The 15,369-nt window shown below is 50.4% G+C and carries 12 protein-coding genes; 7 read left to right on the top strand and 5 right to left on the bottom strand.

The window, feature by feature from the left end; all coding sequences use genetic code 11:
- Nucleotide 1: 1 nt before the first annotated feature.
- The 6 genes from dnaA (at nucleotide 2) to GUA87_RS04240 (ending at nucleotide 9,196) form a co-directional block, all read left to right on the top strand.
- Complete coding sequence (gene dnaA / locus GUA87_RS04215) at nucleotides 2-1,411, top strand: chromosomal replication initiator protein DnaA (RefSeq protein ID WP_193715814.1); 1,410 nt, start codon at nucleotides 2-4, stop codon at nucleotides 1,409-1,411.
- A 305-nt stretch (nucleotides 1,412-1,716) separates the two neighbouring features.
- Nucleotides 1,717-2,835: a DNA polymerase III subunit beta gene (gene dnaN, locus GUA87_RS04220; RefSeq protein ID WP_193715256.1), complete on the top strand. Its 1,119-nt coding sequence runs from the start codon at nucleotides 1,717-1,719 to the stop codon at nucleotides 2,833-2,835.
- A 42-nt stretch (nucleotides 2,836-2,877) separates the two neighbouring features.
- Entirely contained in the window at nucleotides 2,878-4,032 is a 1,155-nt protein-coding gene (gene recF, locus GUA87_RS04225) for a DNA replication/repair protein RecF (protein WP_193715257.1), read from the top strand.
- Nucleotides 4,033-4,059: 27 nt separating this feature from the next.
- Nucleotides 4,060-6,504 (top strand): DNA topoisomerase (ATP-hydrolyzing) subunit B, encoded by a 2,445-nt coding sequence (gyrB, locus tag GUA87_RS04230; protein WP_193715258.1) that lies wholly within the window; start codon nucleotides 4,060-4,062, stop codon nucleotides 6,502-6,504.
- A gap of 99 nt (nucleotides 6,505-6,603) precedes the next feature.
- Nucleotides 6,604-6,990: a hypothetical protein gene (locus GUA87_RS04235; protein ID WP_193715259.1), complete on the top strand. Its 387-nt coding sequence runs from the start codon at nucleotides 6,604-6,606 to the stop codon at nucleotides 6,988-6,990.
- A 115-nt stretch (nucleotides 6,991-7,105) separates the two neighbouring features.
- Complete coding sequence (locus tag GUA87_RS04240) at nucleotides 7,106-9,196, top strand: transglycosylase domain-containing protein (RefSeq protein ID WP_193715260.1); 2,091 nt, start codon at nucleotides 7,106-7,108, stop codon at nucleotides 9,194-9,196.
- Between the two features lie 4 nt (nucleotides 9,197-9,200).
- Here GUA87_RS04240 and GUA87_RS04245 read toward each other — a convergent pair whose 3' ends face one another.
- The 5 genes from GUA87_RS04245 to GUA87_RS04265 all read right to left on the bottom strand — a co-directional run bounded on the left by GUA87_RS04245 (nucleotide 9,201) and on the right by GUA87_RS04265 (nucleotide 14,659).
- Entirely contained in the window at nucleotides 9,201-10,880 is a 1,680-nt protein-coding gene (locus tag GUA87_RS04245) for an acyl-CoA dehydrogenase family protein (protein ID WP_193715261.1), read from the bottom strand.
- 101 nt (nucleotides 10,881-10,981) lie between these two features.
- Nucleotides 10,982-12,181, bottom strand: coding sequence for a multidrug effflux MFS transporter (locus GUA87_RS04250; protein ID WP_193715262.1), 1,200 nt, complete (start codon nucleotides 12,179-12,181; stop codon nucleotides 10,982-10,984).
- A gap of 42 nt (nucleotides 12,182-12,223) precedes the next feature.
- Nucleotides 12,224-12,847, bottom strand: a complete 624-nt coding sequence (locus GUA87_RS04255; protein WP_193715263.1) for a M48 family metallopeptidase — start codon at nucleotides 12,845-12,847, stop codon at nucleotides 12,224-12,226.
- 104 nt (nucleotides 12,848-12,951) lie between these two features.
- A complete protein-coding gene (locus GUA87_RS04260; RefSeq protein WP_193715264.1) occupies nucleotides 12,952-13,401 on the bottom strand; it encodes a YcgN family cysteine cluster protein in 450 nt (149 codons plus the stop codon).
- Between the two features lie 34 nt (nucleotides 13,402-13,435).
- Nucleotides 13,436-14,659 carry a polyhydroxyalkanoate depolymerase gene (locus tag GUA87_RS04265; protein WP_321575868.1) on the bottom strand — a complete coding sequence of 408 codons (1,224 nt, stop codon included), beginning with the start codon at nucleotides 14,657-14,659 and terminating at the stop codon, nucleotides 13,436-13,438.
- Nucleotides 14,660-14,832: 173 nt separating this feature from the next.
- Here GUA87_RS04265 and GUA87_RS04270 point away from each other — a divergent pair, with 173 nt between their 5' ends.
- Nucleotides 14,833-15,369 (top strand): ankyrin repeat domain-containing protein, encoded by a 537-nt coding sequence (locus GUA87_RS04270; protein ID WP_193715266.1) that lies wholly within the window; start codon nucleotides 14,833-14,835, stop codon nucleotides 15,367-15,369.

The following is a 15,369-nucleotide window of genomic DNA, read 5'->3' on the forward strand; positions in this document are numbered from 1 at the left end:
GATGGCGCAGCAGGAACTTCAGCATATAGCCGATTTGTATCAAGAGGCCTGGCAGAATATTCACCAGCGCCTTCGCCATGAATATGGGGAAGCCACTTACAATTCCTGGCTAAAAAATATCGAACTGGACCGTGTTCAGAACGGCCATGTTGTCATGACCCTCCCCACCAAATTTTTGCGGGACTGGGTTATCAACAATTATGCAAACCGCATTCGCCAGATCTGGGCATTGGAATCTGAAGAAATTCAGTCCATTGACATTCAGGTACGCGATGCGTCGGTGGCCCAAGGCACGGCACCAAAAATCTCCGCCAACTCCGCCCCGACACCAGCTGCGGGTAATATTAAATCCCTGCCGCAAGACGGGGAAAATGATCAATCCAGCTTTATCTCACAGCTGGATCCGCGTTTTACCTTTGAAAATTTCGTTGTTGGTAAATCAAATGAACTGGCCCATGCCGCGGCCCGCCGTGTGGCAGAAGCAAAAGATAACATTCCTTTTAACCCGCTTTATCTGTATGGCGGGGTGGGTCTTGGTAAAACACACTTGATGCATGCCATTGGCCATGCAATTGCAGCCAACTGCCCGGAAAAAAAGGTCCTGTATCTTTCAGCCGAGAAGTTTATGTACCGGTTCATCCGGGCGCTGCGATTTAAAGACACCATGAACTTCAAGGACCAGTTTCGCTCCGTTGATGTGCTGATGATTGACGATGTCCAGTTTATCTCTGGCAAAGACAGCACTCAGGAAGAATTTTTCCATACTTTCAATGCGTTGGTGGACCAGAATCATCAGATTATTATATCTGGTGACCGCTCCCCTACAGATCTTGAAGGCATGGAAGAGCGGATGCGCTCTCGCCTTGGCTGGGGACTTGTCGCTGATATACACCCGACAGACTACGAACTACGCCTTGGTATTTTGCAGTCCAAGGTCGAACAGGCTGAAGTGGATATTGACCACCGTATTCTGGAGTTTCTCGCCCATCGCATCACCTCCAACGTGCGGGAGCTGGAAGGCGCGCTGAACCGTGTTCTCGCTTATTCCGATCTGGTAGGACGCGCGGTGACGCTGGAAAGCACTCAGGAAGTCCTTCGCGACCTTCTTCGGGCCAATGATCGCCGGACGACCATTGAAGAGATCCAGAAGCGCGTAGCTGAGCATTTCAACATCCGCATGTCCGATATGCATTCCGCCCGCCGGGCCCGTGCAGTTGCGCGCCCACGCCAAGTGGCCATGTATCTGGCAAAACAGTTAACCACCCGATCTTTACCTGAAATTGGGCGAAAATTTGGGGGCAGGGACCATACAACGGTCATGCATGCTGTCCGCCAGATCGATAAATTGCGGGCTGATGACATTTCGCTTTCAGAGGACATCGAACTTCTGAAACGAATGCTGGAAAGCTGATTTCCCACAAAAATTCTGCCAATTGTCTGATTTTATCCGATTTTCTATTGCGAATCGGCAATATACGCCTGTTTTCAACAGGTTAAATGGCGCAATATTTGTTTGGGCCTGATCAGGGTATCTGATATAGTATTTTTGTTTCCTATCTGGCGAAACCGTTTTGAGATTCTCTGATTCATATTTTTGAATCAAAATCTTATTGGACACCGGCAGAGTTGGAAAGGGAGGCAAAAATTTTGGGGGAACGTTCCGTCGCACAAGTCATGTTCCCACCATCAAGTTAAGTCTGGAAGCCGATAGAACCAATGAAACTAACAATCGAACGCAGCACGCTGCTTACCGCATTGAACCATGTACAGAGTGTCGTCGAACGTCGGAATACCATTCCGATCCTGTCGAATATCCTGCTGAATGCGGAAAATGGATCTTTGGGCCTGACGGCAACGGATCTGGATCTTGCGATTAACGAACAGGCCGAAGCCGATATTCAGACACCGGGCGCCATTACCGCGCCGGCCCATCTGCTCTATGACATCGTTCGGAAACTTCCGGACGGATCCCAGATTGAAATTGCATATCAAGGCGAAGAAGGCCGCATTCTGGTCCGCGCAGGACGCTCACAGTTTGCCCTCTCCTGCCTGCCACGGGATGATTTCCCGATTATGGAAACAGGGGAACTGCCGTTCCGCTTCAGTGTTTCCACATCTGAGCTGAAACGCCTGATCGACAAGAGCCGTTTCGCCATCTCAACTGAGGAAACCCGTTATTACCTGAACGGTATTTATCTGCACGCCGCAGATAACGAAGGTATTCCCGTGCTTCGCGCTGTGGCAACGGACGGACACCGTCTGGCCCGTGTTGAAACACCGCTTCCTGCAAATGCGGAAAATATTCCAGGCATCATCATCCCGCGTAAAGCCGTGGGTGAGCTTCGCAAACTTATTGATGACAATGAAGGCGATGTTGCCATCTCCATGTCTGACAACCGTATCTGCTTCTCATTTGGTGGCTCTGTGCTCACCTCCAAGCTGATCGACGGCACCTTCCCGGATTACGAACGCGTTATCCCAAGCGGAAATGACAAGGTGCTGGAGCTGGATGGCCGCACATTTGCGCAGGCTGTAGATCGTGTCTCCACAATTTCCACAGAGAAATCCCGTGCCATTAAACTGGCACTGTCTGGTGATACGGTAACCCTGTCTGCGACAGGTGCAGATAGCGGCAGTGCAACCGAAGAACTGGCTGCCAGCTACCAGTCAGATTCCATGGAAATCGGTTTTAACTCCAAATATCTGCTGGATATCACAGGTCAGATTGAGGGTGATAATGCCCGCTTTATTCTAGCGGATGCTCAGTCCCCAACTATCGTACGTGACGGAACCGATGACGGTGCCCTTTACGTTCTGATGCCAATGCGCGTGTGATTTGCAGGTTTTTAGTATATCAAAACTGCACAGGAGCTTTCGTTGCCCCCTCTCGCTTTAACGCGACTGGTGCTGAACGACTTTCGTAATTACACGTATCTGAAACTGGATACGGATACACGGCCTGTTGTTCTGACCGGCCCCAATGGCAGCGGGAAAACAAACCTGCTGGAAGCCATCTCCTTTCTAAGCCCCGGACGGGGCTTACGCCGCGCGCGCCTGCATGATCCTGCGCGGCAAGATGGGGATGGGCAATGGGTGATTTCCGCCAACATCATCAATCAGGGATTTGAACATAAGGTGGGAAGCGGCCTGTTAAGGCCTGCGGGCGGCGGTCCTGGGTCTGAAAAGCGTACCGTTCGTATTGATGGTGTGGATGGAAAACGCACCTCCGATCTGGGGGAGATTTTTCAGGTAAGCTGGCTCACTCCACAAATGGACCGTCTCTTTACCGACACCGCAGGGGGGCGCCGCCGTTTTCTTGACCGCCTGACCTATGGATTTGATCCGGAGCATGCCAAACGAACCGCGTCTTTCGAAAAAATCATGAGACAGCGAAATCGGTTGCTGAAAGAAGGGCGTATGGACCCTCATTGGCTGAATTCTCTGGAGCACCAAATGGCGGAACTAGCCATCTCAATTATTGCGGCCAGAGGACAAACCATTGATCGACTCAATCAGGCCATGGAAGAGGGGAAAAATGGTGATAAAAATATCGTCATCGCCTTTCCAAAAGCGCTTCTTCAACTCACAGGTGCCCTTGAAGAGCGCATAAAGGATATGCCGGCCTTGATGGCGGAAGACAGCTACAAGCAAGCACTTGAAAATAATAGGAAAATTGACGCCGCAGCGGGAAGCACAACCCATGGCCCGCACCGTTCTGATCTCGGTGTTTTCCATCGGGAGAAGGACCAGGCGGCAGCTCTTTGCTCCACCGGTGAACAAAAAGCGCTATTAATTTCAATTATCCTGTCAAATGCACGCCTTCAGGCTGGATTACATGGCAAAGCACCGGTATTATTACTGGACGAAATTACGGCCCATTTGGACCGCTTCAGACGCTGTGCACTTTTCGATGAAATCTCACGCCTGAACATGCAGGCCTGGATGACCGGAACCGACGAAGCGCTGTTTGCGGAATTTGCAGATCGGGCACAATTTTTTACGGTTGAAAACGGGACCCTGACGCGGGTTTGACACGTTGGATATTAAGGGAAGTGACGTATGAGTGAAGAACAGGTATCCGCCGAGGAATATGGCGCAGAGTCGATCAAGGTTCTAAAAGGCCTTGATGCCGTGCGAAAGCGCCCCGGTATGTATATCGGCGATACTGATGATGGCTCCGGTCTGCACCACATGGTCTATGAGGTGGTGGATAACGCCATCGACGAAGCATTGGCAGGGTATTGTGATCTGGTTTACGTCTCTCTGAACAGCGACGGCTCCGTCACCGTGCGTGACAATGGTCGTGGTATTCCCGTTGATATCCACGAAGAGGAAGGCGTCTCTGCCGCTGAGGTGATTATGACCCAGTTGCACGCCGGTGGTAAGTTCGACCAGAATTCCTATAAGGTTTCCGGTGGTCTGCATGGTGTGGGTGTCTCCGTTGTGAACGCCTTGTCCGTGAAGCTGGATATGAAAATCTGGCGTAACGGTAAAGAGCATCAGATCAGCTTCTCCCACGGTGACGCTATTGATCGCCTCGCAGTTACAGGTGATGCCCCTATTCGCGAAGATAAGGGGGAACCTTTAACCGGTACAGAAGTTACCTTCCTGCCTTCAAAAGAAACTTTCTCGGCTGTTGAGTTTGATTTTGCAACGCTGGAGCATCGCTTGAGGGAGCTGGCCTTCCTGAACTCCGGTGTTCATATTCAGCTTAACGACTTCCGTGGCAGCGAACCTATTACAACAGACCTTCACTATGAAGGTGGTATTGCGGCATTTGTTCAGTATCTGGATAAATCCAAGACTCCACTGATCAGCGAAACCATCAATTTCGATTCTGAAAAAGACGGCATTGGTGTGGAAGTGTCTTTGGAATGGAACGACAGTTATCATGAAAATGTACTGTGTTTTACCAACAACATCCCTCAGCGTGATGGCGGGACTCACCTTGCAGGTTTCCGCGCGGCCTTGACCCGTACCATCAACAAATATGCCACCAGCAGCGGCATTGCAAAGAAGGAAAAGGCCTCCATCACGGGTGATGACGCCCGTGAAGGTCTGACCTGCGTTGTTTCCGTGAAGGTACCGGATCCAAAATTCTCCTCCCAGACCAAAGACAAACTGGTCTCCAGTGAGGTTCGTCCAATTGTTGAAAGCTGTGTCAATGATGCGCTGGATCAATGGTTTGAAGAGCATCCGAAAGATGCCAACAATATCATCACCAAGATCTTTGAGGCCGCCGCAGCGCGTGAAGCGGCCCGTAAAGCCCGTGAACTTACCCGCCGTAAAGGCGCGCTCGATATCTCAAGCCTGCCAGGCAAACTGGCTGACTGTCAAAGTAAGGACCCGGCTATTTCTGAACTCTTCCTGGTGGAGGGTGATAGTGCGGGCGGTTCTGCAAAACAGGGCCGTGATCGCCATAATCAGGCGGTTCTTCCGCTTCGCGGTAAAATCCTGAACGTGGAACGGGCTCGTTTCGACCGGATGCTGTCTTCTCAGGAAATCGGCACGATTATTACTGCGCTTGGTACCGGTATTGGTGCAGAAGAGTTCAATATCGAAAAAGCGCGGTATCAGAAAATCATCATCATGACGGACGCGGACGTGGACGGATCGCACATTCGGACCCTTCTGCTCACCTTCTTCTATCGCCAGATGCCTGAACTTGTCGAAAAAGGTTATCTTTATATTGCGCAGCCACCTTTATACAAAGTAACCCGTGGTAAATCCTCCGTTTATTTGAAAGACGAAGCCGCCATGGAGGACTACCTGATTGAGCAGGGTATTGAGGACGTGATCCTAACTCTTGCCAATGGGGAACAACGGAGCGGTCACGACCTTCTGCAATTGATCAATCATGCCCGCGTCTGCCGTGATCTTATCACCTCCGTGGCTCGCCCAAGTACAATGGGCGTGGTTGAACAGGTTGCGATCGCCGGTGCACTCAGTGATGATGTTCTTGCCGACCCTCAAAAAGGTCCGGAAGCCGCCAACTTTGTCGCAGCCCGTCTGGATGCCATGTCGTCTGAAACTGAACGGGGATGGAACGGTGAGATTATGCCGGACTTCAGTATCAGATTCGCTCGCGAGGTACGAGGCGTTACTGAAAGCCTTCATGTGGACAGCAACCTGATTAACTCCACCCAAGCGGCGCAGTTGAACGACATGAAGGAAGAGCTTGCAGAAGTTTATGGCAAAGCGGCAACCTTCGCCTTTAAAGAAACAACGCAGACCATCAATTCCCCAATTGAACTTCTGGAAGCCGTACTGACTATCGGACGTAAAGGCCTTTCCATGCAGCGTTATAAGGGTCTCGGTGAAATGAACCCGGATCAGCTTTGGGAGACAACACTGGATTCCGAGGCGCGGACTTTGCTGCAGGTGAAAGTAAGCCATGGTGATGAAGCCGACGAGGTGTTCTCCACCTTGATGGGTGACGTGGTGGAGCCACGCCGTGACTTTATCCAGCAAAATGCTCTGAAAGTACGAACTCTGGATGCTTAAAAAGTGTCTGTTTTGATTAACGGTTGCTTAAATAGTTAAAGATAGTAATTCTAATACGCCCCCTTATAGGGGGGCAGGATAACAACGAGTAGGCGCGACATGAAAAAATCGGTAATTCTTGCATCCATGGTGGCTTCTTTTCTGATGTCTGGTACTGCTTTTGCGGCGGGTAAAGCATCAAAGGAACAGCAAGATGATGCCGAATATATGATGCGCAAAATTGTGGAAGACATCCACGCCCGTAAACTGCGCACCACGGTTACGGACACAACACTGGATAAATCCATTCAGGTTGTGGGCGCCCCTGTAAAATTTATGGACAAGAAGAAGGGGAAAAACTCCAAAGAGCTTTTCGCCTGCGCCCATGTTTCCTTGAAAACCAAAATCCGCAATGGCAAAAAAGTGGTACATCAGGTCAAACGCACCGATGAGCTATGTAAGGGAACAAAAAGCGGCAAAGTCCTATATGTGGCTGATATCCGCTGACAGGAATGCTGAGCCTGCCTAAAAAGGCTCTTTTTGTTGCCTTAAATTTGCACCACTTCTCCGTCAGGTTTATCTTGCATATGAGTGTAAGAAATAAACTGTTATTGCGGGCTTGATGACAAACAAAAAACCCACAGGATCGTCCGGAAAAGGGCATAGCACACCGCGATATGATCAGCGGAAGCCCCCAACCAATGGCGGCAAGAAACCTGCGAAAAAGCCCGCGCCAAAATCAAAAGCCAAACAGGCACCCGAGAGTCAAGAAGCCGCATCTGGTGGATGGGGAACAATGCTGCTCAACTGGGGTGGCACCGTAATCCTTTGGGGCATTTTGTTTGTCGGGGCCGTGATGGGCTATTTCGCTTACACCCTTCCCGATATTTCCGGCATCAATGACATTCAAAAACGTCCTTCCATGGTCTTGGAAGCCTCAAACGGCACCCGGTTTGCGACCTATGGCGACCTATATGGGAAGATGTTGAAGCCTGGTGAAATCCCGCAAGTGATGAAAAATGCCATTCTGGCAACAGAGGACGCCCACTTTTACGACCATTTTGGCATCAACCCCTTTAGTCTGGTCCGGGCAGCGTGGCGAAACTATGAAGCCGGCCGCGTAGTTGAAGGCGGTAGTACGATCACACAACAGCTCGCCAAGAACCTGTTTCTGACCCCCGAGCGCAGTATCGCCCGCAAGATCCGGGAAGTTCTCCTGGCTTTCTGGCTGGAGGCCAATTACAGCAAAGAAGAAATTCTGGCGCTCTATCTGAATCGAGTTTATTTCGGATCCGGTACATATGGGATCGACGCCGCTACCCGCAAATACTTCTCCAAACCCGTCGCTAAACTCTCAACGGCCGAAGCCGCCATGCTGGCAGGCCTTGTCAAAGCGCCGACATATTATGCCCCAACGGTTAGCCTGAACCGCGCGCAGCAACGCTCCACCGTTGTAATGCGCCGGATGCAAGCGGTGGGACATTTGACAAAAACTGAAGCCGACAAATTGGTGAAACAGCCAGCGACTTTGCGGCATGCAGGCAGTAATTTCAGGAATGTCCGTTATTATTCCGACTGGGTTGTCAGCGAAGTGCGCAGCTTCATTGGGCGCAGCGACCTTGATCTGGTGATCCGTACCACACTGGACCTAAATCTTCAAAAGGCCGCAGAAACATCCATTGAACGCACCCTTGCCAAACAAGGCAAAAAATTTGATGTGGAGCAGGCAGCCATGGTCGCCATGGGACCAAAAGGGGATGTGCTTGCCATGGTGGGCGGGCGGAAATACGCATCGTCTTCCTTCAACCGGGCCACATCCGCAAAACGTCAACCGGGCTCCGTCTTCAAAACCGTTGTTTTCGCAGCAGGCTTTGAAAATGGTCGAAACCCCAATGACATTTATCAAGACAAGCCCGTTAATATTGGCGGATGGAAGCCCAATAACTATACCCGACGCTATCAGGGACCCATGTCCCTGCGGAGCGCATATGCGCAGTCTATAAATACGGTTGCCGTTCGCCTTGCCGAGGATATTGGACGGGGCAGGGTGGCCGACATGGCCAAAACACTGGGACTTACGGGATCTTTTCCAACGCATCCCTCCATTTCCCTTGGCACCAACGAAGTGACGCTGATTGAGATGACGTCCGCATATGCCATTATCGCCAATGGAGGCAGCGGAGTTTTGCCCTATGGTGTTCTTGAAATCCGCACCAAGGGTGGGGAGGTCCTCTACAAACGTCAAAGTTCAGGCAAAGGTCGTATGATTAGTGGGCGGACCGTCAATAATATGCGGGATATCATGTCCCACACACTGACCAATGGGACCGGACGCGCGGCAAATCCAGGATTTGCGGCGGCAGGCAAAACCGGCACTACGCAAGATTATCGCGACGCGTGGTTTATCGGATTTACGCCTGATTTGGTGGCTGGTGTCTGGTTTGGCAATGATAATGGCTCCCCCACCAAGAAGGTCACCGGCAGTAACCTGCCAGCGGTAACCTGGAAGTCTTTCATGCAGGAAGCGAAGGGCAAGAAACCAGCGCCCCAATTTGTGGCGGTTGCCGAGAAACCGCTGGAGGATCAGACAAGCATCTGGCAGCGGATCTTAAACACCTTCAGCGACAGTGCCGATGGCCGCCCTACTGGGGGTAATACGCCTGCCTCTAAGGTAGAGAGGGCATATCCCCGTGAGGATGATGCCCGCCCATAATCTCTTAGTCCATCATGCCGCCCATGGCACGTTCGAGGATGAAGTCCATAGGGGCATCTTCCGGCAAGGCCCCGTAAACATGACCGCCATCGCGCCCCAGGCGAGAGGCGGTAAAGGTATGAGATACTTCTTTCGGAGCATGACGTAGCAGGATATTTGCCTGCAGAAGTTTCGCGAGCTGCTCTGTGAGCCAACGGGCGCGGCTTTGCGGAATATTTCCGCTTTCAAGGACATCTACAATTTCGGCAAAGGCAGTATCGTAATCCGGATGTTCTCCTGTGGCTCGGCTAAGCTCAACAATAAGGGCCTTTGTGCTTTCCGGCTCCCGCGACATTGCCCGCAAAACATCAAGGCACATCACATTCCCGGAGCCTTCCCAGATGCTGTTGACCGGGCTTTCACGGTAGATCCGACCCAACATATTTTCTTCGATATAGCCGGAACCGCCAAAGCATTCCATCGCTTCATACGTGAAATTCGGAGTGCGCTTGCAAACCCAGTATTTTCCAATAGCCGTAGCAATACGTTTGTATCCATCTTCCAAAGGATCAGACGGCGCGCGGTCAAAAGCCCCTGCTACCCGCATCATCAATTGAGTTGCCGCTTCACTTTCAAGTGCCATGTCCGCCAGAAGGTTTCGCATCAACGGCTGTTCAATAAGGCGACGCTGAAACGCCCGGCGATGTGATGTATGGTAGAAAACCTGTGTCAGGGCGCTTCGCATCAGGGCTGCAGATCCCATAATGCAGAACAGACGTGTATGCTGCACCATCTCGATAATAGTGGGAACACCGCGCCCTTCTGCGCCCACCATGACGGCGTAGGTGTCAATAAACTCCATTTCGCTGGAGGCGTTGGACCTGTTCCCTACTTTGTCCTTCAAACGCTGGATGAACAGGTTGTTACGTGTTCCGTCCGGCTTCCAGCGCGGCAGGAAAAAGCAGGTAAGTCCTTGATCTGTATAGGCCAGCGTCAGAAACGCATCGGACATAGGGGCTGAGCAGAAAAACTTGTGGCCATTGAGAAGATATTCCGCGCCCGGTCCTGTTTTTTCACCAAGCGGGGTTGCTTTGGTGCTGTTGGCACGAACGTCACTGCCGCCCTGCTTTTCCGTCATGAACATGCCCATTGTCATGGCGGTTTTTTCGGAGACCGGAATAGATCTTTCGTCATATTCATCGGACATCAAAAGATCCTGAAGCGGACCTGCAACATCCTCCTGAACCTTCAACGCAGGGTAAACCGCATATGTCATCGCCATCGGGCAGGAAACACCACCTTCTGTCTGGTTAAAGATAAAGGCTTTTGCCATTTGCGCTGCATGAGCACCAGGCCGCCCTTCATGGACCCATGCCAGATTATGGATCCGCCCCTTCATCGCCATGGACATCAGATTGTGATAGGCCGGGTGGAATTCCACTTCGTTCAAACGTCGCCCTTGCGGATCAAAAGGTTTAAGTTCCGGGCTGAACTTATCGGCAAGCCGTGCCTGTTCTCTGGCATGAACCGATCCCATAATAGCCCCAAATTCCCGTATTTCTGAAAAAGCCCAGTCAGCTTCTTCTCGGTTGACGCCTTCTTTCAAGGCAGCATCGATATTGAAATAGTTAATATCACCCATGGCAGGTGGCTGATTTTCAACATCATGGGTGGGAAGCTCAGTCATTGGGGAACGGTTAGGCATACTCTTCTCGACGCTTACAGTTTACGTAAACGTAAACATGAACCAACCGATATATTTTTGCAAGACGATCTTCCGATTTTAATAATAACCAGTTGAATTTATTATCGGATTGAACCCGGATTCCGGAAAATAGTCATATGGAAGAAAACAAAGGTTACAATCGCCATAACAAAGACAATAATCACCATGGGGATCTCGGTTCCGTTAAACAAGTTACCCGCTAACGCCCCCATTAATCCTGCAACACCCAAAATAATAAAACCGCTAAGCGCCGAGGCCGCGCCTGCTTTTTCAGGGAAAGGGTGCATGGCACCTGCCTGACATTGAGGCATGACCATACCAACACCAATATTGTAGAAGATCATCGGAACAACCAGCATTACTGGACTTCCATAGCCGTTCAGAAAAAGCACCAGCAATAATGAGCCCCCAAACAGGGACACAAACACCCCGACCTGCAGTGAAAACCGCAAAGTTGATAGCTGGGTTACTTTTGGACCAATGAGGGTCCCGGTCATAAAGCCGATCACAACAGATCCAAAATAATATCCAAATCTGTCCACTGGCAGTTCATAAACCGTGATCAGAACAAAAGATGAAGACGAAATATAGGTAAAAAACCCGGCAAAGCAGAAGGAAGCCGTCAGAACATATCCCAAATATTCCCGCGACTTCAGAAGATCGGCATAATTGGAGATGATATTTCGCAGCCGCAAGGACGATTTATGGTGATCATCCAAAGATTCATCAATTGAAACCAATAATATAATGGCAACCAACGCCCCATAGGTTCCCAGGAAGAAGAATATCCCCTGCCACCCGTAGTAAGTGGCGATATATCCTCCAAATACAGGTGCAATGGCAGGCGCCACAGCCATAATTGTCCCGATGCGGGAAAGCTGTTTCGCTGAATCCTTCAGCTCAAACAAATCCCGCACCATCGCCCGAGGGACTACAACTCCTGTGCAAACGCCGAAACTCTGGATGATCCGGTAGAAAGTCATTTCGACCACATTGTTGGCGTACATACAACCATAGGAAGCGAGAATAAAAACCGCCAGACCCACAAATAATGTCTTCTTACGACCAAACCGGTCTGAGATTGGTCCCACGACAAGCTGGAAGGCCGCGATCCCGATCATGAAGGCGCTTAACGTCCACTGCACCTCATCAACGCTGGCGGAAAAGGCTTCTTGCATTGCCGGCAGGCTGGGCAGGTACATATCCGTTGACAAGGCCCCCAGGGCCACCGACATCGACAGAAACACCGTGTAGCTAAAAGTGTCAGGCTTAAGCTTCATAACTCGGAGGAAGTGCCCTTTTTTGGAAATTTTTATTATACGCTAATTAGTTGTATCATATTTATGCAAATATGTACCATTAATTTTGAGCCATTTTCTATGTTGCTCAAAGGCAGGGCAATAGGCTTCCACCAGACGCCAGAAGGCGGGGCCATGATCCAAATGGACTAAGTGGGAAAGCTCATGAATCACAATATATTCAAATACTTCCTCTGGCATCATCACCAGTCGCCAGGAGAAGTTTAATGACCCGGTGGATGAACAGCTTCCCCATCTGGTTTTCTGGTCCCGAACAGTAATTTTCCGATAGCGAACCCCCATATGACCAGCCCAGTACTGACACTGTTCATGAAGACGCTCTTTAGCCTGCTTTCTCAACCATTCTTTTATACGGCGGGGAATATGAGGCTGGTCTGCATTGACAATGATTTGTCCATTTTCAACCAGAACACCCCCACGAAGGCGAGGCCCTTGTGCAATTTCATGCGACGTGCCCAGATAGGGGATAAGCTCCCCGACATTGAAGCTCTGCCGTTTAGGTAATTTGGTAATTTGTCTTGCTATCCAGACCCGTTCAGCTTCTGCAAACCTGTAGGCAGCTTCCACACCCACGCGCGCAGGAATAACGATTTGGACGTTACGGGGGTATCGAATTTTAAGGCGCATTTTTTTGGCGCGCGGGGATCGTTTAATCTCTAGGGGAATTTTCTCCCCCTCAAGAATAAAACACGGATCTTTTCCGATCAGCAGCTGAATATCCTGATAAGATCCTATGGAATATCCTCCTCAGGCCACTCAACAATATAATCCTCAGGATCTTTCGCTTTGCGTTCGGACACCACGCGGCCACGGGCTGAAATCCCAGCTTCATGTACCGTTTCGCTGGATCCCGATACCAGAGGATGCCACCAGGCAAGGGTCTTCCCCTCATATAACCGGCGATAGGCACAGGTTTTCGGCATCCACTCCAATTGCTCAATCAGTTTTGGGGTAATGGTGATGCAGTCAGGAACCAAAATCGCCCGCCGTTCATAATTCATGCAGCGACAATTACCCAGATCAAGCTGACGACAGGCGATGTTGGTATAGGCAACTTCACCCGTATCTTCATCTTCCAGCTTCAACAGGCAGCATTTGGCACAGCCATCGCACAGGCTTTCCCACTGCTCCAGTGTCATCTGGTCAAGCGGTGTTGTTTCCCAAAAGGGCTGATCGGTCACGTTGGATCCTTAACGTAGAACTTTAACTGATGTCCTACTTACCATGCTTTCGCATGAATTTGCCAATCCGTGGTGCAATAAATTTGGAGAATTTTGACCCATTGAAGACGCCATAATGACCAACGCCTTTCTGTTCATAATGTTCCCGCTTCTCTTTTGGAAGATTTGTACAGAGATCATGGGCCGCAACCGTCTGGCCCGGACCTGAGATATCATCCAGCTCCCCCTCAACAGTCATCAAGGCTGTTTTGGTGATTTTTGTCGTATCAACAAGGCGATCCCCGCGATACATCATCTCACCCTTGGCAAGGGATTGCTTCTGGAACACTGTTTCGATGGTTTGCAGATAAAATTCCGCGCTCAAATCCATCACCGCATTATATTCGGCGTAGAATTGACGGTGTTTGTCTGCGTTATCCCCATCACCTTCAACAAGATGCTCAAACTGTTTCAAATGAGCATCCATGTGACGTTCCAGGTTCATGCTTACAAACCCGCCAAGCTGCAGGAAGCCTGGGTAGACGCGACGAAACGCGCCCGGATACCCCAAAGGAACGTTATGGATCACGGTGCGTTCAAACCATTCCAATGAATGGTCCATGGCCAAATCACAAGGAACAGTTGGATGGCGACGTGTATCGATGGGGCTGCCCATCAATGTGACAGTGGCCGGGGCGTTTGGATCTTCATCTTCCGCCATAAGGGCGATCGCCGCCAGAACGGGGACACCTGGCTGGCACACGGCCATAACATGGGTTTCCGGGCCCAAAATAGAAATAAATTCTCGGACATAATCTATATAATCGTCCAGATCAAAGCCGCCTTCATACAAAGGTACCGCCGACGCATCGCGCCAGTCCGTGATGTAAATGTCGTGATCAGGCAACATGGTTTCAACCGTACCGCGCAGCAACGTCGCAAAGTGACCGGACATTGGCGCCACCATCAGGACTTTTGGATCCTTCCGGTTAATCTCACGTTTGAAATGTTTCAGCTGTCCAAAGGGTTTGCGCAGCAGGATTTGCTCTGCCACCGGAACCGCTTTACCGTCAATAACCGTTTCGTGAAGTCCGAAATCGGGCTTTCCATGATACTGTGTTGTGTCAGAAAACAGTTCACATGCCGCCGCCAATGTGCGGGCCTGTGCGGTTTCAGCAAAAGGATTAAAGGGGCTACGAAGGAGCTGGGATTGGAACTGAGCGCCTATACGAAGAGGCATTAGCGCGTAGCGCTGCATCTCATTGAACTGGTAAAGCAAATGCGTATTCCCTTCACAGAAAAAGCACTCAAAACATATTGTGCAAAGCAGCATATTAGATCATTTTTGTTTGCGGTGCAACAATTGCGCCTTTTCATACAATTTGATTACCCCCATTGCACAAATTCACTGGCTATTGTTAGTATGAGAAAATTGCCATTGAGGAGGGCCCCATGCTCCGTTTTTTTGCAACTATGATCGTATTCTTTGGACTGGTCTCCAGCGCCTCCGCACAGTTATTTGGCGATCCTGAGATTTTCGATGCCGCCATAGATAACGATGTGGAGTCAGTACAGCAGTTCCTGATCAATGGGGAAAATGTGAACATACGCGACAAAGCGAAGGTTCCACTTATTGTACGTGCTGCAGATGCGGGTGCTACAGCGGTGATAGAGCTTCTCATTCAAAACAATGTCAGTATTGATCTGGCTGACCGGTATGGAAACACCGCGCTCATGCTGGCTGCGTATCGAGGGTTTGAAGATATTGTCACCCTCTTGCTGAATGCGAATGCCAAGGTAAATGAAGAAAATCAGCAAGGGGAAACCGCGCTTTTCAAAAGCGCTCAAGGCGGGTCACATCAAGTTGCCAAACTTCTTCTACAGGCGGGAGCGGATGCCGCCTTCACAGATTTTACAGGCAGGACGGCTCTCGACCATGCGATCGAGAACCGAAAAAGAGCCGTTCAACGCCTGCTTGAAAATCAGTAG

Source organism: Sneathiella sp. P13V-1, from assembly GCF_015143595.1.
Lineage (GTDB): Bacteria > Pseudomonadota > Alphaproteobacteria > Sneathiellales > Sneathiellaceae > Sneathiella.

What these genes read in the sequence shown, in the direction of transcription:
- GUA87_RS04235 (WP_193715259.1), top strand. Translation starts at nt 6,604, where the DNA reads ATGAAAAAATCGGTAATTCTTGCATCCATGGTGGCTTCTTTTCTGATG.
- dnaA (WP_193715814.1), top strand. Translation starts at nt 2, where the DNA reads ATGGCGCAGCAGGAACTTCAGCATATAGCCGATTTGTATCAAGAGGCC.
- GUA87_RS04245 (WP_193715261.1), bottom strand. Translation starts at nt 10,880, where the DNA reads ATGCCTAACCGTTCCCCAATGACTGAGCTTCCCACCCATGATGTTGAA.
- dnaN (WP_193715256.1), top strand. Translation starts at nt 1,717, where the DNA reads ATGAAACTAACAATCGAACGCAGCACGCTGCTTACCGCATTGAACCAT.
- GUA87_RS04250 (WP_193715262.1), bottom strand. Translation starts at nt 12,181, where the DNA reads ATGAAGCTTAAGCCTGACACTTTTAGCTACACGGTGTTTCTGTCGATG.
- GUA87_RS04255 (WP_193715263.1), bottom strand. Translation starts at nt 12,847, where the DNA reads ATGCGCCTTAAAATTCGATACCCCCGTAACGTCCAAATCGTTATTCCT.
- GUA87_RS04240 (WP_193715260.1), top strand. Translation starts at nt 7,106, where the DNA reads ATGACAAACAAAAAACCCACAGGATCGTCCGGAAAAGGGCATAGCACA.
- gyrB (WP_193715258.1), top strand. Translation starts at nt 4,060, where the DNA reads ATGAGTGAAGAACAGGTATCCGCCGAGGAATATGGCGCAGAGTCGATC.
- GUA87_RS04270 (WP_193715266.1), top strand. Translation starts at nt 14,833, where the DNA reads ATGCTCCGTTTTTTTGCAACTATGATCGTATTCTTTGGACTGGTCTCC.